Raw genomic sequence first — 25,913 nt, 5'->3', positions numbered from 1 at the left:
TATGAGGTGTTAGTATATGGGATGGTTAGCGGGGATTTTAATCAATGCCATTTTATTTATCGCCCTGTCTGGTTTTTTCAATGAATCTTTTTACATTGAAGGGATTCTCGCAGCCATTGGGGCGAGTTTCGTGTTATCGGTGCTAAATATGATTGTTAAGCCTATTCTCATCATATTGACACTGCCTATAACGGTTTTTACATTAGGTTTATTTTTATTTGTCATAAACGCACTGACATTGCTTTTGACTGATAATATCATGGGAGAATCCTTTGAAATTGAAAGCTTTGGAATGGCCTTTCTTATCGCTGTGATTATGTCTATCGTGAATATTATCATTCAAAACTATCTCAATCGAAAAGATGAAAAAGTACATTAATCGTAAAAAAGCTGACAAGAAGTGCATGATAGGCTGCTTGTCAGCTTTTTTTGCTTTTATCCCACTCTTAACGGGCAGTAAGACCCCCCACCTCAAGGTTATGAGTATACATAAAGAAGAGAGTGGGGGACCAACTGCCCGTAAAGGTCCATTCGTGGAATCACAGACTAAGAATGCCACATTTGTGGCAACGTCTGTGTGACCCACAACCTGTGGGTCTCAACTAACCATCAGTAGGGGGTGAAGAAAACCCCACTGATGGAAGTTTCACTTTATAAAAAAGTTAAAATTATATCTTACAAGGAAATCTCATTTGGTTATTGGCAAAAAAATGATAAAATAATGTGAAACTTATTCTAGTATCCCACTGTTATTTTTTGTTCAGGTATAAAAGGAGGCACAAAGTTGGTTAAAGTACGGACGAAAGACATAATTGAGAAGTTTGACCTTGAGCTGCTTAGTGGTGAAGAGGGAATAAATCGCCCAATCACAACTAGTGATATATCAAGACCTGGCATCGAGCTCGCCGGATATTTTGATTATTATCCGGCAGATCGAATTCAGTTAATCGGTATGACAGAGATGACTTTTGCTGAAAAGCTGAATGAAAGTGAGCGGGATTACCGCTTGGAAAGGCTTTGCACAGATGTGACTCCGGGAATCATTATTACAAGAGGTTTAGAAGTTCCTGAAGCACTGCTCGAAGCATCTGAGCGTGAATCCGTACCGGTCATGCGATCAAAGCAAAAAACAACAAGGTTTTCAGGACTGTTAACGAATTTCCTTGAGAGTAAGTTGGCACCGACAACAGCTATACATGGCGTTCTCGTTGATATCTATGGTGTCGGCGTTATGATAACAGGGCAAAGCGGTGTCGGTAAAAGTGAAACGGCGCTTGAGCTTGTGAAGCGCGGCCATCGGCTTGTTGCTGATGACTGTGTAGAAATCCGCCAGGAGGATGAGAATACGTTAGTAGGCACCTCACCTGAATTAATTGAACATTTACTGGAGATTCGCGGACTAGGGATTATCGATGTCATGACATTGTTTGGTGCCGGTTCTGTTCTTAAGCATAAAAAAATCTCCCTTGTTATCAGTCTGGAAAACTGGGATCAGCAAAAACAATACGATCGTCTAGGCATTGATGAAGAGAAAGTAAAAATTATTGATACAGATGTTACGAAAATTACGATTCCTGTCCGTCCGGGACGAAACTTAGCAGTTATTATTGAAGTGGCTGCGATGAATTTCCGTTTAAAACGGATGGGTATGAACGCTGCAGAACAGTTTACAAAGCGTCTCAGTGAAGTAATTGATGAGAACGGTAAAGACTAAATGGCTAATAAGTTGATAGATGGAAACTTTTCCTTCATAGTGGAGGTTGAAAGCTATGAAAGCTGAAAAAGTCTGGACGAAGAGATTAAAGGAGTTGTAGGAATGGAGGAAGGTATTCAACCGCTTGACCCCATTGCCATTTCACTTGGGCCCATCCAGGTTCATTGGTATGGGGTGATTATAGGGACGGCCATCGCACTTGGATTATATATAGCCATTAAGGAATCAACCCGACGCGGGCTTGACAAGGATTTGTTCACAGACCTTATGCTGTGGGCCATCCCCATTGCGATTCTTTCGGCTAGGGCCTACTATGTATTATTTGAATGGGAATATTATTCTCGTTATCCGGGTGAGATTATCGCTATTTGGAATGGCGGACTTGCCATTCACGGGGCATTAATTGGATCGGTCATTACAGCCTATGTATTTACGAAAAAGAAAAAAGTATCTTTTTGGAAGATTGCCGATATTGCTGCACCTAGTATTATTTTAGGGCAGGCAATCGGCAGATGGGGGAACTTTATGAACCAGGAAGCGCACGGAGGGGAAGTGAGTCGTGCCTTTCTAGAAAATTTATATTTACCTGAATTTATTATTAATCAAATGTATATTGACGGTACCTACTACCATCCAACCTTTTTATATGAATCGATTTGGAATCTATTGGGCTTTATTTTATTAATGTTATTAAGAAGAGTGAACCTAAGAAGGGGAGAATTGTTCCTAACTTATGTCATTTGGTATTCGATTGGCCGTTTCTTTGTCGAGGGCATGAGAACAGATAGTTTAATGCTGACAGAGACGCTTCGAATGGCTCAAACGATTTCGGTTGCGCTGATTGTGCTTGCTGTCAGTCTGCTTATTTATAGGAGAGTAAAAGGATACTCAAACGTTCGCTATTTAGATAATCAGGGATAAAATAAGGGGGAGTTGTCCTAATAGACAACAAGGAGAAGGAAGATGAAAAAATGTTAGGAACATGTAAAAGAGGTTTAATGGTAGGGCTCCAGGTAACATGGACATTTGGAAAAATTATCTTTCCGATTACGCTGCTGATTTCTATTCTTCAGCATACACCGGTTTTACCATGGATTATTGAACAAATTGCACCATTCATGAGTTTAATTGGTCTCTCTGGGGATGCGGCGATTCCTTTGGTTCTAGGGAATGCCCTTAATATTTATGCCGCTATCGGGGCCATTTTATCACTTGATTTTACTGTAAAAGAAGTCTTTATCATTGCAGTCATGCTGTCTTTTTCCCACAGCATGATCCTTGAGTCGGGGGTAGCCTTAAAGACCGGAGTGAAATTATGGATTGTCCTTCTTGTCAGAATCAGCTTGGCGATTATTTCAGCGATTATCATTAACTTGGTATGGCAGGGCGGTTCACAGCAGGCGCAATATGGTTTCGTCACTGCTTCTGGGAGCAACGAAGTGGTGACAGGCTGGCTTCAAATCGGATTGACTGGTCTTCAGTCGGCTGTTATGGGTGTAATGCAGCTAGCAATCATTGTTATACCGCTTATGATTGGAATCCAAATTTTGAAGGATCTGAAATGGATTGATGTTTTTTCAAAATGGATGGCACCTGTTACACGTACATTAGGAATGAATCCAAATACGTCAACCACGTTGGCTGCTGGTTTAGTGTTTGGTCTTGCTTACGGGGCTGGTGTTATGATTCAGGCTGTAAAAGAGGATGGCGTCAGTAAAAAAGATTTAACGATTGCGTTTATCTTCCTCTCTGCCTGTCATGCAGTTATTGAGGATACGCTTATCTTCATTCCGCTTGGCATTCCCGTACTGCCACTTTTGTTGATTCGTTTGGCGGTGGCAATTGTGCTGACGGCAACTGTAGCACTTATTTGGAATAAATCTATTTTGGCAAAGACAAGGAGTAAAGAAATAACGTATGAACAATAAGATAACAACATTACTATTTGATTTAGATGGAACATTAATTGATACAAATGAATTGATTTATACTTCCTTTCAGTATACGTTAGATCAATATTTTCCTGGTCAATACACAAGGGAGAATATTTTACCGTTTTTCGGACCATCTCTTACAGATACCTTTTACGGGATTGATCCGGAAAAAGCAGAAGAGATGATTACTGTATACCAGACTCATAATAAAGAACACCATGATAGGTTGGTAACCATTTTTCCAGGAGTGTTTGAGACCGTTAAGAAGCTGAAAGAGGACGGCTATAAGCTTGGGGTTGTCACAACAAAAAGAACGGAAGTGGCGAAAATGGGCTTGAAATTAACAAATCTTACTCCATTTTTCGATGCTTTCGTTGCGTTTGAAGATGTTGAAAAAACAAAGCCTGATCCTGAGTCCCTTTTCAAGGCGCTGGAAATCCTTGATTCTCGTCCGGAAGAGGCGATTATGGTTGGCGATAATTTTCATGATATCCTGGCTGGGAAATATGCCGGCATGAAAACAGCCGGTGTTTCCTGGACAATCAAGGGTGTTGATTACTTGAAATCCTATGAGCCGGATTATATTCTCGAATCGATGAGCGATTTAATCGATATTGTCGAGGGCAAAAGATGAGAAACACGGATCGGTATCCGGTAGAAGGGCCCAATTCACTCTGGCATGTCTACAAAACCGTACCGTTTTGGAAGGTCATCAAAAACTTTGTTGTCATCCAGTTAGCCCGTTACAGCCCTTTTCTCGGCTTGAAAAATTGGCTGTATAAGAATTTGTTAGGTATGAAGGTGGGAGATCAAACATCCTTTGCGTTAATGGTGATGCTTGATATCATGTTCCCTGAGAAAATCAGTGTAGGAAGAAATACTGTTATTGGCTACAATACAACGATTCTTGCCCACGAATATTTAATTAAGGAGTATCGTCTAGGAGATGTGAGGATCGGCAGCGAAGTGATGATTGGGGCCAACTCGACTATCTTACCCGGTGTAACGATTGGGGATGGTGCCATCGTTTCAGCAGGCACCCTCGTCCATAAAGATGTACCTGCAGGAGCTTTTGTCGGAGGAAATCCAATGAGAATCATACGAGAGGATGCTCGAGAGGTTCTGAAAGAATAGAGTATTTCTTTGGTGCATATTTCTCTTTTTAGAGTGAATGCTAACCTTATTGGACGGAAGGTGACAGACGCCCCAGCGGGTGACTGTCACCTTTTTATATTGGTGTCAGGCGCCGTGAAAAGACAAAGTGATAGTATTGTCCATTTGCAGTGCCTGATACTAGGATTAAGAAAAGGGTTCTCATTCTGACCAGTTAAGCTCCAAACAATAAAAAGCAGTCAGAATACATAACTTTAAAAGATCTGACGGTCCGCCAACCTTGGTTAGTTTTTCCTTGACAAATATCGACCTATAGAGATACAATAACTTCAACTTACTACCACATTAGCGAACTAAAGCGTTTCGTATAAATGTGATGAACAGAGGTGTTCTTAGCAAATGAGCCGTTTATTTATGTTTGAAAAGCCATTAGGCATGAGAGATACATTACCGGGATTATATGAAACAAAACATAAGGTTCGCCATGTTATCGGCGATGTTATGAAAAAATGGGGCTATCAATTTATTGAAACGCCTGCACTGGAATATTACGAAACCGTTGGTGCGGCTTCTGCCATTTTAGAGAACCAGTTGTTTAAATTATTAGACCAGCAGGGACATACACTTGTCCTCAGACCAGATATGACATCACCAATTGCCAGGGTCGCTGCATCCAAAATGTTAAAGGAAATCACACCCTTACGACTCGCATACTCAGCAAACGTATATCGTGCCCAGCAGCGTGAAGGCGGGCGTCCGGCCGAGTTTGAACAAATTGGTGTGGAATGCATCGGCGATCACACAATCAGCGCGGACGGAGAGGGTATTGCTTTATTAATTTCTTCCTTAGAAGAGTCAGGTCTAAAGAATTTTCAAATTTCTGTCGGCCACATTGGCTTCGTAAAGGAATTCTTTGCTGATATTTTAGGGACGGAAGACCGTGTCAATGCATTAACAACCTTTTTATATGAGAAAAATTATGTCGGCTATCGTGAGCATGTGAAGCAATTGCCATTATCATCGATTGATAAGCAGCGCTTGTTAGATTTCTTAAGCCTCAGAGGAGGAGAAGAAGTCATTGAAGCGGCAAATGCTTTGCTTGAAAACGGCAAAGGGCGAAATGCATTAGACAACTTAAAACAGCTTTGGGAAACTTTGGCCGATTACGGTCAAGTAGGGGACAGAGTGAAATTTGATTTAAGCCTTGTTAGTCATATGAGTTACTATACAGGAATCTTATTTGAAGTTTATGCCGATCAGGTTGGATTCCCAATTGCCAGTGGCGGCCGTTATGACCATTTGTTAAGCAAGTTTGGGAAGGATACAGGCGCAACAGGCTTTGCCATTCGCCTTGACCGTTTGATTGAAGCGCTTGGAACGATTGAGGCCCGCGAGCCGGTTGAATGTATTTTATTCAGTGCCGAGAGGAGAAAGGAAGCCTACGAGCTAGCTTTTGAAAAACGCAGCAGCGGAATCAAAGTTGTTCTTCAGGATATCAATGGAGTCGAAAATCTCGACGCAAGTACGGAATTATACGAAGAGGTTACGATGCTAGTCGGAAAAGCAGGGAAGGAGTCATCGCTATGAAAGAGCCGTTAACAATTGCCATGCCAAAGGGTCGTATATTTGAAGAAGCAGCGGCTTTGCTTCGTGAAGCAGGCTTCAAGCTGCCGCCGGAATTTGATGATTCACGGAAACTAATTATCGATGTAGAGGAGGAGAACTTCCGTTTTATCCTCGCGAAACCAATGGATGTGCCGACCTATGTGGAGCATGGAGTTGCAGACCTTGGGATTGCTGGAAAAGACGTGATGCTTGAGGAAGAACGCGATGTGTATGAAGTGCTTGATTTAAAAATCAGCCAGTGCTACTTAGCCGTTGCCGGTCTGCCAAACACAAAAATGAATGATGTTGCGCCAAAAATTGCCACAAAATATCCGAATGTTGCTTCAACATATTTTCGTGAGCAGGGTGAGCAGGTTGAAATCATTAAACTGAATGGTTCTATTGAGTTAGCCCCATTGATTGGCTTAGCGGACCGCATTGTGGATATTGTCTCAACAGGAAGAACATTAGTGGAAAATGGTCTTGTTGAGTATGAGCAGATTGTAGATATCACTTCACGATTAATTGTCAATCCAGTAAGCTACCGCATGAAGGATAAGCGAATCAGCGAACTAGTGGAAAAAATCGCCGACGTGCTGAAACAAAAAGCAACGGTTTAAATTTTTTTAAGTTAGGATGAGAACGGTGAAAATCATAACGAGAAATGAAGGAATTTCAATCAAAAGATCGGTTGATAGCGGAACAGAAGAGCAGCGGAAAATTGTCAAAGACATTATTGAACAAGTCAAAAACAATGGGGACGAGGCTTTAAAGGCTTACACAGAGAAATTCGACCGTGTACAGCTGACAAATCTTGCTGTTACCGAATCCGAAATCGAAGAGGCCTACAGCCAGGTGTCAGAGGAAATCATCGAGATTATTAAAGAAGCAGCGCAAAATATTCGTTCTTTTCATGAAAAACAGCTGCGGAATTCCTGGATCACAACGGAGAAAAACGGAACCGTCTTGGGGCAGAAAATCACTCCGCTTGATTCTGTAGGCGTCTATGTACCAGGTGGAACGGCTGCCTATCCTTCATCCGTTTTAATGAATGTTGTACCTGCACAAGTGGCAGGTGTTGAACGGATTGTCATGGTATCACCTCCTGGAGAATCAGGAACGTTGCCGGCGGGTGTCTTGGTCGCAGCGAAAGAAGCAGGGGTAAAAAAAATCTATAAAGTTGGCGGAGCTCAGGCGATTGCTGCGCTTGCCTATGGTACGGAGTCTATTCAACCGGTTGATAAAATAACAGGCCCAGGAAACATCTTTGTCGCTCTCGCTAAACGGGAAGTATTCGGGGATGTCGATATTGATATGATAGCTGGTCCAAGTGAGATTGCCGTTCTTGCTGATGACACAGCAAGAGCCAATGAAATTGCAGCTGACCTGCTTTCACAGGCAGAGCATGACACGCGGGCTTGCAGTGTCCTAGTCACACCATCCCGACAGCTTGCAGAAGCCGTTTCATTAGAAGTGGAAAAACAGCTTGAAACTCTTCCGAGAAAAAGCATTGCGGCACAGTCGATTGCTGATTACGGAGTGATTTATGTAACCGAGACAGTCGCAGAAGCAATTGAAACGATTAATGAATTAGCACCGGAGCACTTGGAAATCATGATGGAACATGCAATGGAAAAGGTTGGCCAAATTCGCCATGCTGGAGCCATTTTTGTCGGCAGATACAGTTCAGAACCTGTTGGCGATTACTTTGCCGGCCCGAATCATGTGCTGCCGACAAACGGAACCGCTCGTTTCTCCAGTCCGTTAAACGTCGACGATTTCCAAAAGAAATCAAGCATCATCATGTACAGTGAACAAGCGTTCAATGAAAATAGCGAAAAAATCGCTAAGTTTGCCCGTCTCGAAGGTCTCGAAGCCCACGCCAGAGCCATCGAAGCAAGAAAACAGGATTAAGAAGCAGAGGGACATTCTTCTGCTTCCTTTCGCTTCCAATTTTACATCGAATAAGATTTTTTACTAGCAAATGAATACAGCTCATTTTATTAAAAAGAGCCAGAATAGGGAGATAGGATTATGACGAGAAGCGCATCGATACAGCGAAAAACAAATGAAACGAACATTGAGCTCCAATTGAACATTGATGGTTCAGGTCAATCTCAATTAGATACAGGGGTACCTTTTTTAACTCATATGCTTGATTTATTTGCCAAACACGGTCAATTTGATTTATCAGTCAATGCAAAGGGTGATATAGAAATCGATGATCACCATACAACAGAAGATATCGCTATTTGCCTTGGACAGGTTTTAAAAGAAGCGTTGGGTGATAAAAAAGGCATTAAGCGATACGGAAATGCATTCGTACCAATGGATGAAACACTTGCACAAGTAGTAGTTGATTTGAGCAATCGTCCGCATTTGGAAATCCGCGGCGCCGAATTTCCAAGTCAGAAGGTGGGTACGTTCGATACGGAGCTAGTTCACGAATTTCTTTGGAAGTTCTGCCTGGAAGCTAGAATGAATCTTCATGTTATTGTTCATTATGGTCAAAATACACACCATATGATTGAAGCCATTTTTAAAGCAATGGCAAGAGCGCTTGATGAAGCCACAACCATCGATCCAAGGGTAAAAGGTGTTCCATCATCAAAGGGGATGTTATAAATGATAGGAATTGTTGATTATGGAATGGGGAATTTATTCAGTGTCAGTCAGGCTCTGAAACGTTTGGAAGTACCATTTTTCCTCTCGGAGGACCCGGTTGAACTGGCGAAAGCAGATGGCTTAATCCTTCCCGGAGTTGGTGCTTTCAAGGATGCCATGGCCCGTCTTAATGAATCAGGACTTACCAGCTTCTTGCACGAATATGTAAAAACAGGAAAGCCGCTTCTAGGCATTTGCCTTGGCATGCAGCTTCTTTTTGAAGAGAGTGAAGAAGGCGGCCTAACAAAAGGCCTCGCGCTTCTGCCAGGACGTGTGGTTCGCTTTCCAGGACAAGCTGAAAGTGGCGAAACCTACAAGGTGCCGCATATGGGCTGGAATCGGTTAAAATGGGAAAACAGCTCGCCTATCACTGCCAATTTGGAAGAGGATTATGCCTATTTTGTTCATTCCTATTATGTAAAAACAAACGATAACAACATTCTAATTGGAACAGCTTCCTATAATGAAGAAGTCCCAGCCGTAGTTGGAAGAAATAATGTCTTCGGCATGCAGTTTCACCCGGAAAAAAGCAGCAAACTCGGTGTTGAACTGTTAAAGAATTTTACTAAAATGGTCTAAAATACAGAGGGTGCATCTCAGGAAAGGGGAACGGATGATGGCTTTTACAATATATCCTGCTATTGATATGAGAGGCGGGAAGTGTGTTCGGTTGATTCAAGGAGATTATAATCAGGAGACGGTTTATGGAGATTCTCCGTTTGATATGGCAAGGTCGTTTAAAGAAGCGGGTGCACAGTGGATTCATATGGTTGATCTGGACGGTGCGAAGGACGGCAAGCGTGTGAACGATACATTTGTGATTCAGGCGGCGAAAGAATTGAACGTCAATGTTCAGATTGGCGGCGGAATTCGTACAGAACAGGATATTGTTCATTATTTGGATAACGGTGTAACAAGAGTCATCATCGGCAGTATTGCTATTTCTAATCCGGAGTTTGCCATTGAAATGGTGAAAAAGTACGGTAAACAGATTGCTATTGGCCTTGATGCGAAAAACGGCTATGTAGCGACACACGGCTGGTTAAATACATCAGAAGTAAAGGCAGTCGAAGTTGGCAAACGCTTTGCAGATGCCGGTGCGGAAACATTTATTTTTACTGATATTGCAACAGACGGCATGCTCTCAGGTCCAAATGTTGAAGCTGTAAAACTGTTGGCTGCTGAAACAGGCAAGCAGGTCATTGCTTCTGGCGGTGTCAGCTCGCTGGCTGATTTAACTCGTTTAAAAGAATTTGAAGCGGTAGGTGTCAGCGGTGCGATTGTCGGGAAAGCCATTTACGAGGGACGCTTTACTGTTTCTGACGCTTTGAAAGAGGTTGGTGTATAATGATTACGAAAAGAATTATCCCATGCCTTGATGTGAAAGATGGACGAGTGGTGAAAGGGATTCAATTTGTTCAGCTGCGTGATGCGGGTGATCCGGTGGAGCTTGCCCGTTTTTATGATGAGCAAGGGGCAGATGAATTGGTGTTTCTAGATATTTCTGCCTCACATGAAGGGCGTAAAACAATGGTTGATGTGGTAAAGGATGTGGCATCAGAGCTTGCCATTCCATTTACAGTCGGAGGCGGCATTAATTCGCTTGAAGACATGAAACGCATGTTACGTGCCGGTGCTGACAAGGTTTCATTAAATACAGCTGCGGTGAATCGTCCGGAATTAATCACAGAAGGGGCAGACTTTTTCGGTTCTCAATGTATTGTTGTGGCCATTGATGCGAAATATGACGAAGAACTAGGCTCTTGGCGTGTTTATACTCACGGGGGCAGAACACCAGTTGATAAAGAAGTTATATCTTGGGCTAAAGAAGTTGTTGAGCGGGGTGCAGGTGAGATCCTCCTGACAAGTATGGATTCTGATGGAGAGAAAAAAGGTTTTGATCTTGCTTTAACAAAAGCAGTCAGTGAAGCCGTGACTGTTCCGGTGATTGCTTCAGGCGGTGCAGGAAATGCGAAACATTTTGAAGAGGCGTTTAAAGAAGGAAAAGCAGATGCAGCCCTTGCCGCTTCTATTTTCCATTATAAAGAAACGTCTGTACATGAAGTGAAAGCCTATCTAAGGGAAAAAGGTGTGAATGTCCGATGAATATGGAAAATCTGAAATGGGATTCACAAGGCTTAATCCCTGCGATCGTTCAAGATGCCACTACGAAGGAAGTTTTAACCCTTGCTTATATGAATCGGACTTCTCTGGAGAAATCGATTGAAACAAGAGAAACCTGGTTTTACAGCCGTTCACGCCAGGAATTATGGCACAAAGGGGCAACAAGCGGAAATACACAGAAGATTGTGGAGATGAAGCTTGACTGTGACCGAGATGCTATTGTATTACTCGTCCAACCGGCTGGTCCTGCCTGCCATACAGGCGCAATCAGCTGTTTTTCAGAGCGGATTTTAGAGGAGGAATAAGAAAGTGACAAAGGCAGCAAAGTTAGAAGACTATCAAATCCTAATTGATTTAGAAAACATTATCGATCAACGTGAAAAAGAACGCCCTGAAGGTGCTTATACGACCTATCTTTTTGAAAAAGGTGTGGATAAAATCCTGAAAAAAGTCGGGGAAGAAGCATCCGAAGTGATTATTGCGGCGAAGAACCGTGATCAAGAAGAACTAAAATGGGAAGCTTCCGATCTTTTATACCACTTGCTTGTCCTGTTGCGTGAACAAGAGCTTCCATTCAAAGAAGTTCTGAACGTTCTTCAAGAAAGACATGTCCAAAAAGAAAATAAATAATTTCTGGTGCCTGACACCACGAAAAGACATTTGTCTTTTTGTGGTGTCAGGCACTCTTTTTTTTTGCACTTTCTGCCTTGTGAAGGGTGTGTTATAATTGTTTGGTTGAGCAGAAATAGCCGCCCGCGAACGTTGTGTGCGGATAAAATTTGTTAATTTGTAACAGTTGGAGGATTACATGAGTAAAAACTCTCAAGCTAAAAAATCAAAAGGACAGTTATTGTCATTTATCCCTACGGGTGAATATTATTTTTCTAAGGGCTTGAAGGCTTTTCACCGTCGTGATTTTCATAAGGCAATTAAATATTTAAAACGAGCAATGCAGCTTGAACCAGGTGAGCCGATGATTGTCTGTCAATTGGCGATTATTCATACCGAGATGGGTGAATATAAGGAATCAAATGAACTCCTTCATCTTATTCTCGAGGAGCTGGATGAAGAGATGATGGAGTGCCATTACTTCTTAGCCAATAACTATGCACATTTAGGCTATTTTAAAGATGCTTATGCTCATGTTACTTTGTATTTACGAGAAGAGGAAGACGGGGAATTTGTTGAAGATGCAGAAGATCTTCTTGAAATTCTTACCCTTGAAGCCGATGATCTAGATGATGAATTGTATGAGCAGGATGATTTAATTACAAAGCAGGAGCAGGCTAGAGAATTACTTGAATCAGGACATTTTCCGAAGGCTGTTAAGCTGTTAAAGAATGTCATAGAGGAATTTCCTGAATACTGGTCTGCTTACAATAATTTAGCCCTTGCTTATTTTTATTTAGGGGAGCTTGAAAAAGCGGCAAAAACATTGGATTTAGTTATGGAAAAGAATCCAGGCAATTTACATGCCATGTGTAACAAGCTTGTGTTTGCCTATTTCCAAAAAGATGAAAAAGAAACGGCAGCGATTTCTAATGTATTAAAAAAGGTAAAGCCTATTTTAACTGAGCATCAGTTTAAGTTAGGAGCTACGTTTGCCTTAATTGGTGAGTATGAACCAGCGTACAACTGGTTTCGCAAGCTTTATAAACATGGATATGAAGGTGACGGGTCTTATTACTACTGGTTTTCCTATGCGGCTTATTTTACAGGAAAAGAACAGCTTGCCCGTTCTTTATGGGATAAGGTGCTTGAGCTGAATCCAGGGAAGGATGGTCTTGAGCCCTGGAATGAAGAACAACATCATGAAGACGGCTTTGAAGAACATGACACCACTATCTTAAAAAAATTAGAAAGTGATTATATTGAGGAAAGATTATTCGCTCTTTTCCTTATTTCTCTTTCCGAGAAAAAAGAGACCTGGTTATCGTCAAAAGAAATTGTGAAAAATGATAAATTTTCTTCACTTGAAAATCAATATGTAAACATGGTGAAAGTGGGCAAGATAGATAGTAGCCAGCTTGTCGTGGCTCATGAAACAGCAAAAGCACTATATGAACACCATCATCCAATTGGAACCGTTGAAGCGGGACTTTATTTAATGTGGTTTTCCATCTTTGTTGAAATGAGTGAGGCAAATATCGCTTTAAAAAATAAGGATGCTTTGGCTGCCGCAACGGAATATGTTTGGAAAAAGCTGAGAAATGAAAAATCCTCGCAGAAACTCGTGGCCAAACAATATGGATTATCACCTTCTACATTAAGAAAATACATTACATTGGTAAATGGATACCTGCAGTGAGCATATAGATGGACATCCAAACCGTTGTTTTATAGGATAGGGATAGGGGTATTTGACCTATTATGATGAATGGTTCAGCAGTTCAAATAACTAGCTGAATCTGCTTACCGAAAGAGGAGTGATTTCAGTCGTGACGGAAGAAAAAATTTATGATGTAATTATTGCCGGAGCTGGACCTGGCGGAATGACTGCTGCTGTTTATACCTCACGTGCTAATTTGTCTACATTAATGCTTGAACGCGGTGTTCCAGGCGGTCAAATGGCAAATACAGAAGAAGTAGAAAACTATCCTGGATTTGAGACCATTCTTGGTCCTGATTTATCTACTAAAATGTTTGACCATGCGAAAAAATTCGGTGCTGAATATGCATACGGTGATATTAAAGAAATTATCGATGGAAAAGAATATAAAACGGTCATTGCCGGTTCAAAACAATATAAAGCTCGTGCCGTTATTATTTCAACAGGTGCAGAATATAAGAAAATTGGCGTTCCTGGTGAAAAAGAACTAGGCGGACGCGGTGTATCCTACTGTGCCGTGTGTGACGGGGCTTTCTTTAAAAACCGAGAATTGTTTGTTATCGGGGGAGGAGACTCTGCGGTTGAAGAAGGTGTATACTTAACAAGGTTTGCCAGCAAGGTAACGATTGTTCACCGCCGTGATGAGCTTCGCGCGCAAAAAATTCTTCAGCAGCGTGCCTTTGATAATGAAAAGGTCCACTTTGAATGGAGCCATACATTGAAATCAATCAATGAAAAGGATGGCAAAGTAGGAAGTGTCACATTGGTTTCCACAAAGGACGGCTCTGAGAAAACACTTCCAGCAGATGGTGTCTTTATCTATATTGGTATGGTGCCGCTGACAAAACCATTTGAAAATCTTGGCATTACCAATGAAAACGGCTATATCGTTACAAACGAAAAGATGGAAACAAAGGTACCTGGTATTTTTGCGGCGGGAGATGTTCGTGAAAAAACGCTTCGTCAAATTGTTACCGCTACAGGTGATGGCAGTATCGCTGCTCAGTCTGCTCAACATTACGTTGAAGAGCTGATTGAAGAATTAAAGGTACAAGCAAAATAATTAGTGAATAGAAAAGATTCTTTGGGAAAACAAGCGGTTTCTTTAGGGGTTCCCCATTGGGAAAATTCACTTGGATTTAATTGTTTTGTAACAAGAACGAAATATAATTAAGGTATGATAAAAATAGAAATTGACCCCCTTTAAGATAGTTATTCCTTTACAAGCACAGGCAACTGCCTGTGCTATTTTTTGTTTATAAGGGTTTAGTATAAAGAACGATTTAGAAAGTTCTTAAAGTGGATTCGTTATTTGTTTCTACTAAGAGGGGGCGACTTAATGGAGACTATATCCATTGTGACGACCTCATAAACATAGTATAATAAATGGAAATAGTTGCGATTTAACTTCATTCAGCAGAAGCTCTCTACTTGTGAAGTTAAGGGACGAATTTAATTATAAGTATTGCATACTTTTTGATAAAGTTGGCTAGTACATAAATGAATGGATATTACGTTGTTTGGATTAGGAGGTGTATAAGATGCAGCGAGTAACGAATTGTGTATTACTGAAGGATGATAAAGTATTATTGCTGCAAAAGCCGCGACGTAATTGGTGGGTGGCGCCTGGCGGTAAAATGGAGCCGGGTGAATCGGTCAGAGATTCATGTATCCGTGAATTCAGAGAAGAAACAGGAATTTATTTGCGAAATCCAAATATTAAAGGAATCTTTACCTTTATCATGAAGGATGGGGATCAAATTGTAAACGAGTGGATGATGTTTACGTTTTTCTCCAAAGATGCGGATGGCTTGCATTTAGATGAATCAGATGAAGGAATTATTCGTTGGCAGCCCATTAATGAACTAAAAAATCTGCCAATGGCGGAAGGTGACTATCATATATTAGATTATATGGTGCACGGAAATGGCATGATATACGGAACGTTCACATATACACCCGATTTTGAATTGCTAAGTTATCGCTTGGATCCAAGTTGATGATTGAAGGGTATTAGACAAAGCAAATGACAGCGGCTTTGTCTGTGTCAAAATGATGTTGATACATAAATGGCCTGTGGCGTACGCGTCCATTCAGTGATTCATTCTGAACCGGAGACATGGCTGCATACACGACAGGCCATCTATCAACAATTAGCCCATAACACAGCCTGTTTTTTACAAGGAGGAGGACAAAAGAATGAGTACCGGATCGCTTAATGATTCTCAAGTAGTGATAATAACAGGTATGTCAGGTGCAGGAAAAACAGTTGCCATTCAGAGTTTTGAAGATTTAGGTTTTTTCTGTGTTGATAATTTACCTCCTACTCTGCTTCCGAAGTTTCTTGAACTGATGAAAGAATCAGGGAATAAGATGAATAAAGTAGCTTTAGTAATGGATTTACGTGGAAGAGAGTTTTTTGATGACCTCTTTAAAGCGTTAGATGATTTGGTGGAAAGCTCTTGGGCGACACCGCAAATTTTGTTTCTTGAGGCTGATGACGAGGCTCTTGTTAGAAGATATAAGGAAACGCGAAGAAAGCATCCGCTGGCAGGAACCGGTCTTCCGCTTGAAGGAATCCAGAATGAAAGAGCATTACTTGCGGATTTAAAAGGAAGAGCCCAAATGATTTATAATACATCATTGATGAAGCCGCGGGAGCTACGAGAAAAAATCTTAACGGAGTTTTCTTCAAACAAAAAAGCTGCCTTTACGGTAAACGTCATGTCATTCGGTTTTAAACATGGAATCCCAATTGATGCAGATCTTGTGTTTGATGTTCGCTTTTTACCAAATCCGCATTACATTGACCGGATGCGGCCGCTGACTGGCTTAGATGCTGAAGTATCCAGCTATGTTTTAAAATGGAATGAGACACATAAATTCCTTGAAAAAGTAACGGATCTGCTTACCTTTATGTTGCCGCATTATAAGCGTGAAGGAAAAGCGCAGTTGGTCATTGCAATTGGTTGTACGGGTGGTCAGCACCGCTCTGTTGCATTGGCAGAATATATCGGTCATCATTTCGAAAAGGATTATCATACTCGTATTTCGCATCGTGACATTCAGAAAAGAAAGGAACCACACACATGACGCAAAAAGGGAAGCCGAGTATCGTTATAATTGGCGGCGGAACAGGATTGCCGGTATTATTACGGGGATTGAAAAAATATCCCGTGGATATAACGGCAATTGTGACCGTTGCCGATGATGGCGGAAGCTCGGGAAGACTCAGGAATGAGTTGAATATTCCACCTCCTGGCGATGTTCGTAATGTTTTGGCCGCACTTTCAGATGTGGAGCCATTAATTGAAGAAATGTTCCAGCATCGATTTAAGTCTGCTAATGAATTATCAGGCCATTCGCTCGGGAATTTAATTCTCGCGGCGATGACCTCCATTACAGGTAACTTCATGTATGCAATCCAGGAAATGAGCAGAGTGCTGAATGTTCATGGAAAAGTATTGCCCGCTGCTAATCAAAGTGTCGTGCTTCATGCTGAGCTTGAGGACGGTCATATGATTTCAGGGGAATCCAAAATTCCTTATTCAGGAAAAAGAATCAAACGTGTGTTTTTAACACCGGAAAATATTAAACCGCTTCCAGAAGCGATTCAGGCTATTCGGACCGCGGATTTAATTATTATTGGTCCGGGGAGCCTTTATACAAGTATACTGCCGAATCTTCTCGTTCCGAAAATCGGTGATGAGGTTTGCCGTGCTAAAGCGAAAAAGGTATATATCTGTAACTTAATGACACAGGCAGGAGAAACACATGATTTTACAGCAAGTGATCATGTGCAGGCAATATATGACCATTTGAAAGAACCATTTATTGATACAATCCTCGTGAACAGTGAAGATATTCCAGAGGAAATTCAAAAACGGTACAGCGAAGAAGCTGCAAAGCCAGTTCATTTCGATGTCAGCAACCTGTATGATTTAGGACTTGAGGTCATCTACGGAGAAATTGTGAGTCTTGAAAATGGTGTGATTCGTCATGATACAAATGAAGTGGCAAAGATTTTATATTCTTTACTAATAGATGAAACCAAAAAGCATCATCATGCGTAATAAATAAATAGGAGTTGTCACAGGGGGGTGCAGCAATGTCTTTCGCTTCAGAGACAAAAAAAGAACTAACAAATTTAGAGGTAAAAGACTGTTGTGGAAGGGCCGAATTATCAGCGCTGATACAAATGAATGGCTCCCTCTCTTTTACAAATAGAAAGTTGGCCGTTGATATTCAAACAGAGAACGCGGCTATTGCAAGAAGAATATATACTTTAATTAAAAAATATTATACCGTTGGTGTGGAACTTTTAGTTCGAAAAAAAATGCGTTTAAAGAAAAACAATGTGTACATTGTAAGAATGGTCGAAAATGCCCGTGGTATAATAGAAGATTTAAAAATAATAGGAGAAAGTTTTGAATTCCAAAACAGCATTTCTCCAGAATTAATCGAGAAAAAATGCTGTAAGCGTTCCTATTTACGAGGAGCATTTTTGGCAGGTGGCTCTGTCAATAATCCAGAGACTTCCTCCTATCATCTTGAAATTGCTACACTCTATAAAGAGCATAATGATTCACTTTGTGAACTCATGAACTCATTTGATTTGAACAGTAAGACACTGGAACGCAAGAAGGGATTTATCACTTATTTAAAAGAAGCTGAAAAAATAACTGACTTTTTGATTATCATTGGAGCCAACAATGCCTTATTACGTTTTGAGGATGTCCGGATTGTTCGTGATATGAGAAATTCTGTTAACCGCTTGGTTAATTGTGAAACAGCTAATTTAAATAAAACGATAGGGGCAGCGATTCGCCAAGTTGAAAATATCAAATATATTCAAGAAACCGTCGGCTTAGAGGTATTACCCGAAAAATTGAGGGAAATTGCCCAGCTCCGCGTTCATTACCAGGATGTTACGCTAAAAGAATTAGGTGAAATGGTCTCTGGAGGAATGATTAGCAAATCAGGCATCAATCATCGACTTCGAAAGATTGATGAAATCGCAGAAAAGTTACGAAAAGGTCAAAAAGTTTAACTTCATTCTGAAGTTAAGCCTCCGGCGAGCCTTGCGATTTTTTAAAGGTATTTTACCCGAGCAAGCTCAATAAAAATCTGGGCGCAAATTCGACGGGTGAATTTGATAAATAGTATTAACAATCCATTAGTATAATATAATCATGAAGAAAATTTGCAAATATTTAACAAATAAAGTATTAAACTTCAGTTACAATTTGGGTATATTCCCGTTATAGATAACAATTAGGAGGATTATAAGAGATGGTAGAAAAACAGGTTGAAGTGAAATTGAAAACAGGTTTGCAAGCTCGTCCTGCAGCATTGTTCGTTCAAGAAGCCAATCGATTTTCATCAAATGTCTTTTTAGAAAAAGATGGAAAGAAAGTAAATGCGAAAAGTATTATGGGGCTGATGAGCCTTGCCGTTAGTTCAGGCAGTACGGTTCTTTTAAGTGCAGAGGGAAGTGATGAAAACGAGGCAATCGAAGAACTATCTAAGTATATCCAGCAGGAAGGTTAATGCTGCCACTTATCTAAATAAAAGAAAAAAGAAAAACTCGCAGCATTACACGCATGCGAGTTTTTCTTTTAAAGGTCATATGTAGTTTGGCTTCTTAACAACGATAACTGCCTAGCTACAGCGCTTACCCCCTCGAGGTCACAAGCCAATCCTCCCAGAAAGATAAAGAACACCTTTCCGTGAGGCTCGTCTTGTGCTTGTCGGGGGTGAACAAGGCGCTTCCGCTTTATTTATTTATTTATTTATCGTTTTTCTTTTCAACAGCGCTGCTGCGAGAAATGATATGGTCAATTAAGCCATATTCTTTTGCTCTTTCAGCTGTCATGAAGTTATCACGATCTGTATCACGTGCAATCACTTCAAGCGGCTGACCAGTACGCTCAGAAAGAATGGTATTTAATTTTTCACGTAAGAATAGAATTCTTTTTGCTGCAATTTCAATTTCAGTTGCCTGACCTTGGGCACCGCCAAGTGGTTGGTGAATCATTACTTCTGCGTTTGGAAGAGCATAGCGCTTTCCAGGTGTTCCTGCAGTAAGTAAGAAAGCACCCATTGATGCAGCCATACCGATACAAATTGTTTGTACGTCTGGTTTAATAAACTGCATGGTATCATAGATGGCCATTCCAGCTGTAATGCTGCCGCCAGGGCTGTTGATATAAATGGATATGTCTTTCTCAGGATTTTCCGCTTCAAGGAATAATAATTGAGCAACAATGGAGTTTGCTACGTTATCATCAATCCCGCTTCCTAACATAATGATACGGTCTTTTAATAGTCGGGAATAAATGTCATATGCTCTTTCTCCACGGTTTGTTTGTTCAATAACTGTTGGGATTAAATTCATTTCTATATCCTCCTTCTCGTTACAATAGGTTCAGCAGCGATAGAAAGGGTACTCTCATCCTAAAGCTGTTCGTAATTTAATCATACACTGATGGTCAAATAAGGTCAAATGATAGACCTAGATTTGAAACAAGTAATTATTCGACAATATTTTTGTCTACCTATTGGCCCGAATGTTCCTCTTCCATCATTTCCAAAAATGGGTAATCTTAAACGAATTTGTATACATTAATCATGGCTGCAAAAAGAAAACTCCTATCTACAGTAGATAGGAGTTTTCTTTGATATGTACGCCCTCGGCAGGAATCGAACCCACATCTTAAGAACCGGAATCTCACGTGCTATCCGTTGCACCACGAGGGCTTAATAATAATGCATTAAAACAACGCCTTTTTATTATATGATAAGACATTTTCCTTTGCAAGTTTCTTTTTAAATATTTATATATAGCCAACTTATTAAATCGACATAGGAATTCTTTTTCTATCATGTATGGGTAGTAAACATGGTTCTTCCGCTAGATATTTGACCATATCGCTTAGATGAGTCAATATCCACTAGTATATGTCGAAATATTAAAAAGGACATATTTAGCTGCTAATTTCTAGCATAAAACTATAATTATAGTAGTATTTTTAACTAATAATATTCATTAACAAATAAAGGTTCTTTTTATAAAATAAACAAAGAGGTGAATTTCATGAGTATGAAGGCAGGCTTATGGCAGCAGCAAACAATGAAATTAGCGATGACACAGGAATTAACTCAGGCAATTGCCCTGTTACAGTATTCTAGTCAAGAATTAATTGAGTTTCTTGAAAATAAGGCAATTGAAAACCCGCTTTTGCAGATTAAAACTGGAAGCATGCAAACCATGGACCCTCGGTACGATTCTGTAAAAAAGAGTAATAAGACTTCAAGTGATGATAAGCAGAATTGGCTCGAGCAAATAGCAAAAAAAGAAACAACCCTCACAGAGTATCTGTTGGCACAGCTTGATTTGCGTTTGTACAATGAAAGTTTAAAGAGAACGATTCTTTTTTTAATAAACAGTCTCGATGAAAACGGTTACTTACATATCAATCTTGATGAAGTAGCCTCCATTTTGTCTATTACCATGCAGCAGGCAGAAGAAGCTTTACGAGTGATACAGGCACTAGAGCCTGCGGGCGTTGGAGCGAGAAACTTACAAGAATGTTTACTGCTGCAAATGGAACACAATGGTGATAGCAATAAATTGGCCTATACCATTTTATCCCAATACTTTCTATTATTTGCTGAAAAGAAGTGGAGGCAAATATCCAGGCAACTTAATATCCAGTTGAAACAAATTCAGGAAGTTTTTGATTATGTTCAAACGTTGAACCCTCGTCCCGGTTCTGATTATTATTCCGAACATGCCACTTATATCGTACCCGACTTAATGATTAAATGGGATGGAGAAGCATTTTCTGTTAACATGTATGATGATGCACTTCCGAAAATCCAGTTTAATGAAAAATATTTTCAAAAGTTTTTCTCGACCGGCGATACCAAGGTTATAAACTTTTTGCAGGAAAAGCAGCAGGATTACCATTGGATTATGAAGAGCATAGAACAACGAAAAGAAACATTATTAAAAGTAGCTTTGAAAATAATTGAAAAACAGCCGAAATATTTCACACATGGACCTAATTATCTAAAGCCGATGACGATGAAAGAGATTTCCGATGAGCTGGAAATCCATGAATCAACAGTAAGCCGGGCAGTCAGAGAAAAATATGCACAAACACCTTTTGGTACAATCGAGTTAAAATCTCTTTTTTCTAGTACAATTAAAACAACTTCTGAACAAGATGCCTCTTCCGTACAAGTAAAAAAGGAGATTTCTCAGTTAATTGATCAGGAGAATAAGCAAAAGCCGTTGTCTGATCAGGATTTAGCTGTTATGTTGGAAGAGAAGAAGGGAATCGTCGTATCAAGAAGAACGATTGCGAAATATCGTAATCAATTAGGAATTCCATCGTCTTCGAAACGAAAGCGATTCTGAAAATGATTGAATGATTGAAAAGGATGAAGAAGAATGACAACAGTAACATTATTTACACGAAAAGGCTGCCATTTATGTGAAAAAGCAAAGGAAATCATTTTTAGTCTAAAAAAAGAATTCCATTTTGACTATGAGGAATGCGATATTGAAGAGCGTGATGAATGGATAGAAGAATATGGCTTGATGATTCCAGTCGTTTTAATTGATGGAAAAGAAGTCCAATATGGACAAATAGATAAAATTACATTATATAAAGCGTTTTCAAAAAAATAATTAAGTTTTACTATTGTCATAGTAAAACTTACCTGTTAGAATTACTTCTGCAGGGTAATTTTTTTTGCAGCAGGCGGGACATAATATGTCTAACATGGACTATAAGTGACCAACTGTGAAGGAGATACATATAATGAAATCAGTAATTGAATTACAAAAAAGATTATTACCCGATTTGCTTACTGTTATCCAAAAGCGATTCCAGATTCTGCGCTTTATTGGAGCGATGGAACCAGTCGGCAGGAGAAGTCTTGCAGCCTCGCTTGGTTTGACGGAAAGAGTGTTAAGAAGTGAAGTTGAATTTTTAAAGCAGCAAAAGTTACTTTTCAGTACAACGGCAGGCATGAGCTTGACTGAAGATGGAAAAGAACTTGTAGAAGAACTTCTAGGATTCATCCGCGACATAATTGGAATTGATGAAATGGAATCCAATTTGAAGCAAATGCTTGGTATAAAAAAGGTTATCATCGTTTCTGGCGATAGCGAGGAAACTCCTTGGGTAAAGGATGAACTTGGTAAAGCATGTGTCACAAGCATAAATGAGAATCTAATGGGGGAAAGTATTATTGCAGTCACAGGCGGTTCCACAATGGCTGCTGTTGCCGATATGATGACTCCGCAATCAAATGAACGCGAATTAGTTTTTGTTCCTGCACGTGGGGGCATTGGTGAAGATGTAAAAAACCAAGCAAATACCATTTGTTCAAAAATGGCAGAAAAGACAGGATGTAAGCATCGAGTATTATATGTTCCCGATCAGGTAAGCGAGGAAATGTATCGATCGATGATCAAGGAACCTGAAATTCATGAGGTTTTATCGCTAATCAAATCGGCAAACATGGTCCTGCATGGGATTGGTGATGCTTTAAAAATGGCTGAGCGGCGCAAAACAGCAGCTGAGGACATCAGGAAGCTGGAAGAATCAAAAGCAGTCGGTGAAGCCTTTGGCTATTATTTTAACGAAGTAGGAGAAGTTATTCACAAGGTGCAAACGATTGGTATGCAGCTGAATGACTTAAACAATGTCGAACATGTGATAGCTATTGCTGGGGGTGCTTCAAAAGCGAAAGCGATTCGGGCTTATATGAATCGGGCTCCCAAAAATACAGTTCTCATCACAGATGAAGCAGCAGCAACAGAGTTGTTAAAAGGGTAAATCCTTATAATAAATAGACAAATTGATAAATCATCCTTATATGATTAGAGGAGGAAACTATAATGACAGTAAAAGTTGGTATTAACGGATTTGGAAGAATTGGGCGTAATGTATTTCGTGCAGCACTTAATAATCCTAATGTAGAAGTAGTAGCAGTAAATGATTTAACAGATGCAAACATGCTTGCACATCTTTTAAAATATGATACAGTACATGGTAAATTAAATGTTGAAGTATCTGTAAATGGTACAAACTTAGTGGTTAATGGAAATGAAATCATTGTAAAAGCTGAGCGTGATCCAGCAAACCTTGCTTGGGGAGAACTTGGTATTGATGTAGTAGTAGAATCAACTGGCCGTTTCACAAAGCGTGAAGATGCAGCGAAACACCTTGAAGCGGGTGCAAAAAAGGTTATTATCTCTGCTCCGGCATCCAATGAAGATATTACAATTGTTATGGGTGTTAACGAAGATCAATATGATCCAGCAAACCACCATGTATTATCTAACGCATCATGTACGACAAACTGCTTAGCTCCATTTGCTAAAGTATTACATAGCAATTTTGGAATTAAGCGCGGTATGATGACAACAATTCACTCATACACGAACGATCAGCAGATTCTTGATTTACCACATAAGGACTACCGTCGTGCTCGTGCAGCAGCTGAAAACATGATTCCGACAACAACTGGTGCAGCAAAAGCAGTATCTTTAGTTTTACCTGAACTAAAAGGTAAATTAAATGGTATGGCAGTACGTGTACCAACTCCAAACGTTTCATTAGTAGACCTTGTTGCTGAGCTTGAAAAAGAAGTAACAGCTGAAGAAGTAAATGCAGCATTAAGAGCAGCAGCTGAAGGCGAATTAAAAGGAATCCTTCAATACAGTGAAGAGCCACTTGTATCAACTGACTATAACGGTGATCCACATTCTTCTTCTGTTGATGCACTTTCAACAATGGTAATGGAAGGAAATATGGTTAAAGTAATTTCTTGGTATGATAATGAAACAGGTTATTCTACTCGTGTGGTTGACTTAGTTAACTACATTGCTCAAAAGGGACTTTAATAGTCAAAACAGAGAAGCCCTCGGTTAGCGACTATAAACCAGGGTCTCTCTACTTATTACTTTTCTAATTGTGAAAATAATTATAATGTTCGTGGAAGAAACCCATGGAAAATTTTCCAGTGAACGTCTATAATGGTTAATGGTGTCACAGGGGAGGGGGAACATTCCCTACTCCTTTTTTAATTTTTCGTCGTGCGGATTGGGATGATCAGCAGGTATGATAGAGAACGATAACACCCACTCCCACCGCAAATAGATTTGCTTGTCTATACTTAGACCTTAAAGGAGGATCTTTTCGTTGAATAAAAAGAGCGTAAAAGATATTGATTTAAAAGGGAAAAGAGTATTTTGCCGCGTTGATTTTAACGTACCTATGCAGGATGGCCAGATCACAGATGAAACTCGTATTCGTGCGGCACTTCCAACGATCCAGTACATGCAGGAGCAAGGGGCAAAAGTCATTCTTGCCAGTCACTTAGGACGTCCAAAAGGACAAGTAGTAGAAGAAATGCGTCTTACACCTGTTGCTAAGAGACTATCAGAACTGCTTAGCAAGGATGTTAAAAAAGCGGACGAGGCTTATGGCGAGTCAGTTAAAGCAATGATTGCAGAGTTGAATGAAGGGGATGTTCTCCTTCTTGAAAATGTTCGCTTCTATCCTGGTGAAGAAAAAAATGATTCGGAATTAGCGAAAGCATTTGCCGAATTAGCAGATATTTATGTGAATGACGCATTTGGCGCAGCTCACCGCGCACATGCATCAACAGAAGGGATTGCACACCACATCCCAGCTGTTTCCGGTTTCTTAATGGATAAAGAACTTGAAGTAATTGGAAAAGCTCTTTCTAATCCTGAACGCCCATTTACAGCAATAATCGGCGGAGCGAAAGTAAAAGATAAGATTGGCGTAATTGATAATCTGTTAGATAAAGTGGATAATTTGATTATCGGAGGCGGATTAGCTTATACGTTTATCAAAGCACAGGGACATGAAATCGGCCAGTCGCTTTTAGAAGAAGATAAAATTGATTTAGCCAAATCATTTATTGAAAAAGCAAAAGAAAAGGGCGTAAACTTTTATATGCCGGTTGATGCAGTCATTGCTGACAAGTTTGGCGCAGATGCCAATACAAATGTTGTAGCCATTGAAGAAATTCCGGCTGATTGGCAGGCACTTGATATCGGTCCAAAGACGGCTGAGTTATATCGTGATGTCATCAAAAAGTCGAAACTTGTCATCTGGAACGGACCAATGGGTGTATTTGAAATCGACAAATTTGCTCAAGGCACAAAAGCCGTTGCGGAAGCTTTAGCAGAGTCGAAGGATACCTACTCCATTATTGGAGGCGGAGATTCAGCAGCAGCAGTTGAAAAGTTCAACCTAGCAGATCAAATGAGCCATATTTCCACTGGCGGCGGTGCTTCCTTGGAATTCATGGAAGGCAAAGAACTGCCAGGTGTAACGGCACTTAACGATAAATAATAGAAAAAGCTTTTTTACTACTG

26 protein-coding genes, 1 tRNA gene and 1 pseudogene are annotated in these 25,913 nt (G+C 40.3%); 26 read left to right on the top strand and 2 right to left on the bottom strand.

The window, feature by feature from the left end; genetic code table 11:
* The first annotated feature begins 16 nt into the window (after nt 1-16).
* From F4V44_RS20545 to F4V44_RS20440, 21 genes and pseudogenes are all read left to right on the top strand, one after another.
* Nucleotides 17-379 (top strand): phage holin family protein, encoded by a 363-nt coding sequence (locus tag F4V44_RS20545; RefSeq protein WP_150441885.1) that lies wholly within the window; start codon nt 17-19, stop codon nt 377-379.
* Nucleotides 380-784: 405 nt separating this feature from the next.
* Nucleotides 785-1,714, top strand: coding sequence for an HPr(Ser) kinase/phosphatase (gene hprK, locus F4V44_RS20540; RefSeq protein ID WP_150441884.1), 930 nt, complete (start codon nt 785-787; stop codon nt 1,712-1,714).
* A 102-nt stretch (nt 1,715-1,816) separates the two neighbouring features.
* Nucleotides 1,817-2,635: a prolipoprotein diacylglyceryl transferase gene (gene lgt, locus F4V44_RS20535; RefSeq protein WP_150441883.1), complete on the top strand. Its 819-nt coding sequence runs from the start codon at nt 1,817-1,819 to the stop codon at nt 2,633-2,635.
* Nucleotides 2,636-2,685: 50 nt separating this feature from the next.
* The gene (locus tag F4V44_RS20530; protein ID WP_150441882.1) at nt 2,686-3,642 is read left to right on the top strand and encodes a nucleoside recognition domain-containing protein; all 957 of its coding nucleotides are present in this window, start codon (nt 2,686-2,688) and stop codon (nt 3,640-3,642) included.
* Nucleotides 3,632-4,282 (top strand): pyrophosphatase PpaX, encoded by a 651-nt coding sequence (ppaX, locus tag F4V44_RS20525; protein WP_150441881.1) that lies wholly within the window; start codon nt 3,632-3,634, stop codon nt 4,280-4,282. The genes F4V44_RS20530 and ppaX overlap by 11 nt, the downstream gene beginning before the upstream one ends.
* Nucleotides 4,279-4,782 (top strand): acyltransferase, encoded by a 504-nt coding sequence (locus F4V44_RS20520; protein WP_150441880.1) that lies wholly within the window; start codon nt 4,279-4,281, stop codon nt 4,780-4,782. The genes ppaX and F4V44_RS20520 overlap by 4 nt, the downstream gene beginning before the upstream one ends.
* A 378-nt stretch (nt 4,783-5,160) precedes the next feature.
* Nucleotides 5,161-6,348, top strand: a complete 1,188-nt coding sequence (locus tag F4V44_RS20515) for an ATP phosphoribosyltransferase regulatory subunit (RefSeq protein ID WP_150441879.1) — start codon at nt 5,161-5,163, stop codon at nt 6,346-6,348.
* Nucleotides 6,345-6,986, top strand: a complete 642-nt coding sequence (gene hisG, locus F4V44_RS20510; protein WP_150441878.1) for an ATP phosphoribosyltransferase — start codon at nt 6,345-6,347, stop codon at nt 6,984-6,986. Before F4V44_RS20515 ends, hisG begins: the two co-directional genes overlap by 4 nt.
* A 25-nt stretch (nt 6,987-7,011) precedes the next feature.
* Nucleotides 7,012-8,280 carry a histidinol dehydrogenase gene (gene hisD, locus F4V44_RS20505; RefSeq protein ID WP_150441877.1) on the top strand — a complete coding sequence of 423 codons (1,269 nt, stop codon included), beginning with the start codon at nt 7,012-7,014 and terminating at the stop codon, nt 8,278-8,280.
* A gap of 120 nt (nt 8,281-8,400) precedes the next feature.
* Nucleotides 8,401-8,991 (top strand): imidazoleglycerol-phosphate dehydratase HisB, encoded by a 591-nt coding sequence (gene hisB / locus F4V44_RS20500; protein ID WP_150441876.1) that lies wholly within the window; start codon nt 8,401-8,403, stop codon nt 8,989-8,991.
* A complete protein-coding gene (gene hisH, locus F4V44_RS20495) occupies nt 8,992-9,609 on the top strand; it encodes an imidazole glycerol phosphate synthase subunit HisH (RefSeq protein ID WP_150441875.1) in 618 nt (205 codons plus the stop codon). It abuts the gene before it with no gap.
* Between the two features lie 37 nt (nt 9,610-9,646).
* Entirely contained in the window at nt 9,647-10,378 is a 732-nt protein-coding gene (gene hisA / locus F4V44_RS20490) for a 1-(5-phosphoribosyl)-5-[(5-phosphoribosylamino)methylideneamino]imidazole-4-carboxamide isomerase (RefSeq protein ID WP_150441874.1), read from the top strand.
* Complete coding sequence (hisF, locus tag F4V44_RS20485; RefSeq protein ID WP_150441873.1) at nt 10,378-11,136, top strand: imidazole glycerol phosphate synthase subunit HisF; 759 nt, start codon at nt 10,378-10,380, stop codon at nt 11,134-11,136. Before hisA ends, hisF begins: the two co-directional genes overlap by 1 nt.
* A pseudogene (gene hisIE, locus F4V44_RS28315) lies at nt 11,133-11,784 on the top strand (bifunctional phosphoribosyl-AMP cyclohydrolase/phosphoribosyl-ATP diphosphatase HisIE). Before hisF ends, hisIE begins: the two are co-directional and overlap by 4 nt.
* A 178-nt stretch (nt 11,785-11,962) precedes the next feature.
* On the top strand, nt 11,963-13,462 hold the full coding sequence (locus tag F4V44_RS20470; protein WP_150441871.1) for a tetratricopeptide repeat protein: 1,500 nt from the start codon (nt 11,963-11,965) through the stop codon (nt 13,460-13,462).
* Between the two features lie 130 nt (nt 13,463-13,592).
* Complete coding sequence (gene trxB / locus F4V44_RS20465) at nt 13,593-14,546, top strand: thioredoxin-disulfide reductase (RefSeq protein ID WP_150441870.1); 954 nt, start codon at nt 13,593-13,595, stop codon at nt 14,544-14,546.
* A 478-nt stretch (nt 14,547-15,024) separates the two neighbouring features.
* Nucleotides 15,025-15,483 carry an NUDIX hydrolase gene (locus F4V44_RS20460; RefSeq protein ID WP_150441869.1) on the top strand — a complete coding sequence of 153 codons (459 nt, stop codon included), beginning with the start codon at nt 15,025-15,027 and terminating at the stop codon, nt 15,481-15,483.
* Between the two features lie 199 nt (nt 15,484-15,682).
* Entirely contained in the window at nt 15,683-16,576 is an 894-nt protein-coding gene (rapZ, locus tag F4V44_RS20455; protein WP_150441868.1) for an RNase adapter RapZ, read from the top strand.
* The gene (locus F4V44_RS20450; RefSeq protein WP_150441867.1) at nt 16,573-17,556 is read left to right on the top strand and encodes a gluconeogenesis factor YvcK family protein; all 984 of its coding nucleotides are present in this window, start codon (nt 16,573-16,575) and stop codon (nt 17,554-17,556) included. The genes rapZ and F4V44_RS20450 overlap by 4 nt, the downstream gene beginning before the upstream one ends.
* A 35-nt stretch (nt 17,557-17,591) precedes the next feature.
* Nucleotides 17,592-18,533, top strand: a complete 942-nt coding sequence (whiA, locus tag F4V44_RS20445) for a DNA-binding protein WhiA (protein WP_150441866.1) — start codon at nt 17,592-17,594, stop codon at nt 18,531-18,533.
* A 242-nt stretch (nt 18,534-18,775) separates the two neighbouring features.
* The gene (locus tag F4V44_RS20440) at nt 18,776-19,033 is read left to right on the top strand and encodes an HPr family phosphocarrier protein (protein ID WP_150441865.1); all 258 of its coding nucleotides are present in this window, start codon (nt 18,776-18,778) and stop codon (nt 19,031-19,033) included.
* A 238-nt stretch (nt 19,034-19,271) separates the two neighbouring features.
* Here F4V44_RS20440 and clpP read toward each other — a convergent pair whose 3' ends face one another.
* A complete protein-coding gene (clpP, locus tag F4V44_RS20435; RefSeq protein ID WP_263406672.1) occupies nt 19,272-19,886 on the bottom strand; it encodes an ATP-dependent Clp endopeptidase proteolytic subunit ClpP in 615 nt (204 codons plus the stop codon).
* Nucleotides 19,887-20,170: 284 nt separating this feature from the next.
* Nucleotides 20,171-20,242, bottom strand: a tRNA-Arg gene (locus tag F4V44_RS20430).
* Between the two features lie 337 nt (nt 20,243-20,579).
* On the opposite strand from F4V44_RS20430, the gene rpoN reads away from it, so the two are divergent.
* The 5 genes from rpoN (at nt 20,580) to F4V44_RS20405 (ending at nt 25,890) form a co-directional block, all read left to right on the top strand.
* Complete coding sequence (gene rpoN / locus F4V44_RS20425) at nt 20,580-21,908, top strand: RNA polymerase factor sigma-54 (protein WP_150441863.1); 1,329 nt, start codon at nt 20,580-20,582, stop codon at nt 21,906-21,908.
* A 33-nt stretch (nt 21,909-21,941) separates the two neighbouring features.
* Nucleotides 21,942-22,181, top strand: a complete 240-nt coding sequence (locus F4V44_RS20420) for a glutaredoxin family protein (protein ID WP_150441862.1) — start codon at nt 21,942-21,944, stop codon at nt 22,179-22,181.
* A 133-nt stretch (nt 22,182-22,314) separates the two neighbouring features.
* On the top strand, nt 22,315-23,337 hold the full coding sequence (locus F4V44_RS20415) for a sugar-binding transcriptional regulator (RefSeq protein ID WP_150441861.1): 1,023 nt from the start codon (nt 22,315-22,317) through the stop codon (nt 23,335-23,337).
* Between the two features lie 62 nt (nt 23,338-23,399).
* Complete coding sequence (gene gap / locus F4V44_RS20410) at nt 23,400-24,407, top strand: type I glyceraldehyde-3-phosphate dehydrogenase (RefSeq protein WP_150441860.1); 1,008 nt, start codon at nt 23,400-23,402, stop codon at nt 24,405-24,407.
* A 298-nt stretch (nt 24,408-24,705) separates the two neighbouring features.
* Nucleotides 24,706-25,890 (top strand): phosphoglycerate kinase, encoded by a 1,185-nt coding sequence (locus F4V44_RS20405; RefSeq protein ID WP_150441859.1) that lies wholly within the window; start codon nt 24,706-24,708, stop codon nt 25,888-25,890.
* Nucleotides 25,891-25,913: the final 23 nt, after the last annotated feature.

The sequence above is a fragment of the Niallia endozanthoxylica genome, from assembly GCF_008710145.1.
Lineage (GTDB): Bacteria > Bacillota > Bacilli > Bacillales > Cytobacillaceae > Bacillus_BD > Bacillus_BD endozanthoxylica.
This window is presented reverse-complemented; position numbering and strand designations above follow the sequence as displayed.

Coding starts and splice junctions, on each gene's coding strand:
- F4V44_RS20545 (WP_150441885.1), top strand. CDS start 17: ATGGGATGGTTAGCGGGGATTTTAATCAATGCCATTTTATTTATCGCC.
- lgt (WP_150441883.1), top strand. CDS start 1,817: ATGGAGGAAGGTATTCAACCGCTTGACCCCATTGCCATTTCACTTGGG.
- F4V44_RS20530 (WP_150441882.1), top strand. CDS start 2,686: ATGTTAGGAACATGTAAAAGAGGTTTAATGGTAGGGCTCCAGGTAACA.
- ppaX (WP_150441881.1), top strand. CDS start 3,632: ATGAACAATAAGATAACAACATTACTATTTGATTTAGATGGAACATTA.
- F4V44_RS20520 (WP_150441880.1), top strand. CDS start 4,279: ATGAGAAACACGGATCGGTATCCGGTAGAAGGGCCCAATTCACTCTGG.
- F4V44_RS20515 (WP_150441879.1), top strand. CDS start 5,161: ATGAGCCGTTTATTTATGTTTGAAAAGCCATTAGGCATGAGAGATACA.
- hisG (WP_150441878.1), top strand. CDS start 6,345: ATGAAAGAGCCGTTAACAATTGCCATGCCAAAGGGTCGTATATTTGAA.
- hisB (WP_150441876.1), top strand. CDS start 8,401: ATGACGAGAAGCGCATCGATACAGCGAAAAACAAATGAAACGAACATT.
- hisH (WP_150441875.1), top strand. CDS start 8,992: ATGATAGGAATTGTTGATTATGGAATGGGGAATTTATTCAGTGTCAGT.
- hisA (WP_150441874.1), top strand. CDS start 9,647: ATGGCTTTTACAATATATCCTGCTATTGATATGAGAGGCGGGAAGTGT.
- hisF (WP_150441873.1), top strand. CDS start 10,378: ATGATTACGAAAAGAATTATCCCATGCCTTGATGTGAAAGATGGACGA.
- F4V44_RS20470 (WP_150441871.1), top strand. CDS start 11,963: ATGAGTAAAAACTCTCAAGCTAAAAAATCAAAAGGACAGTTATTGTCA.
- F4V44_RS20460 (WP_150441869.1), top strand. CDS start 15,025: ATGCAGCGAGTAACGAATTGTGTATTACTGAAGGATGATAAAGTATTA.
- rapZ (WP_150441868.1), top strand. CDS start 15,683: ATGAGTACCGGATCGCTTAATGATTCTCAAGTAGTGATAATAACAGGT.
- F4V44_RS20450 (WP_150441867.1), top strand. CDS start 16,573: ATGACGCAAAAAGGGAAGCCGAGTATCGTTATAATTGGCGGCGGAACA.
- whiA (WP_150441866.1), top strand. CDS start 17,592: ATGTCTTTCGCTTCAGAGACAAAAAAAGAACTAACAAATTTAGAGGTA.
- F4V44_RS20440 (WP_150441865.1), top strand. CDS start 18,776: ATGGTAGAAAAACAGGTTGAAGTGAAATTGAAAACAGGTTTGCAAGCT.
- rpoN (WP_150441863.1), top strand. CDS start 20,580: ATGAGTATGAAGGCAGGCTTATGGCAGCAGCAAACAATGAAATTAGCG.
- F4V44_RS20420 (WP_150441862.1), top strand. CDS start 21,942: ATGACAACAGTAACATTATTTACACGAAAAGGCTGCCATTTATGTGAA.
- F4V44_RS20415 (WP_150441861.1), top strand. CDS start 22,315: ATGAAATCAGTAATTGAATTACAAAAAAGATTATTACCCGATTTGCTT.
- gap (WP_150441860.1), top strand. CDS start 23,400: ATGACAGTAAAAGTTGGTATTAACGGATTTGGAAGAATTGGGCGTAAT.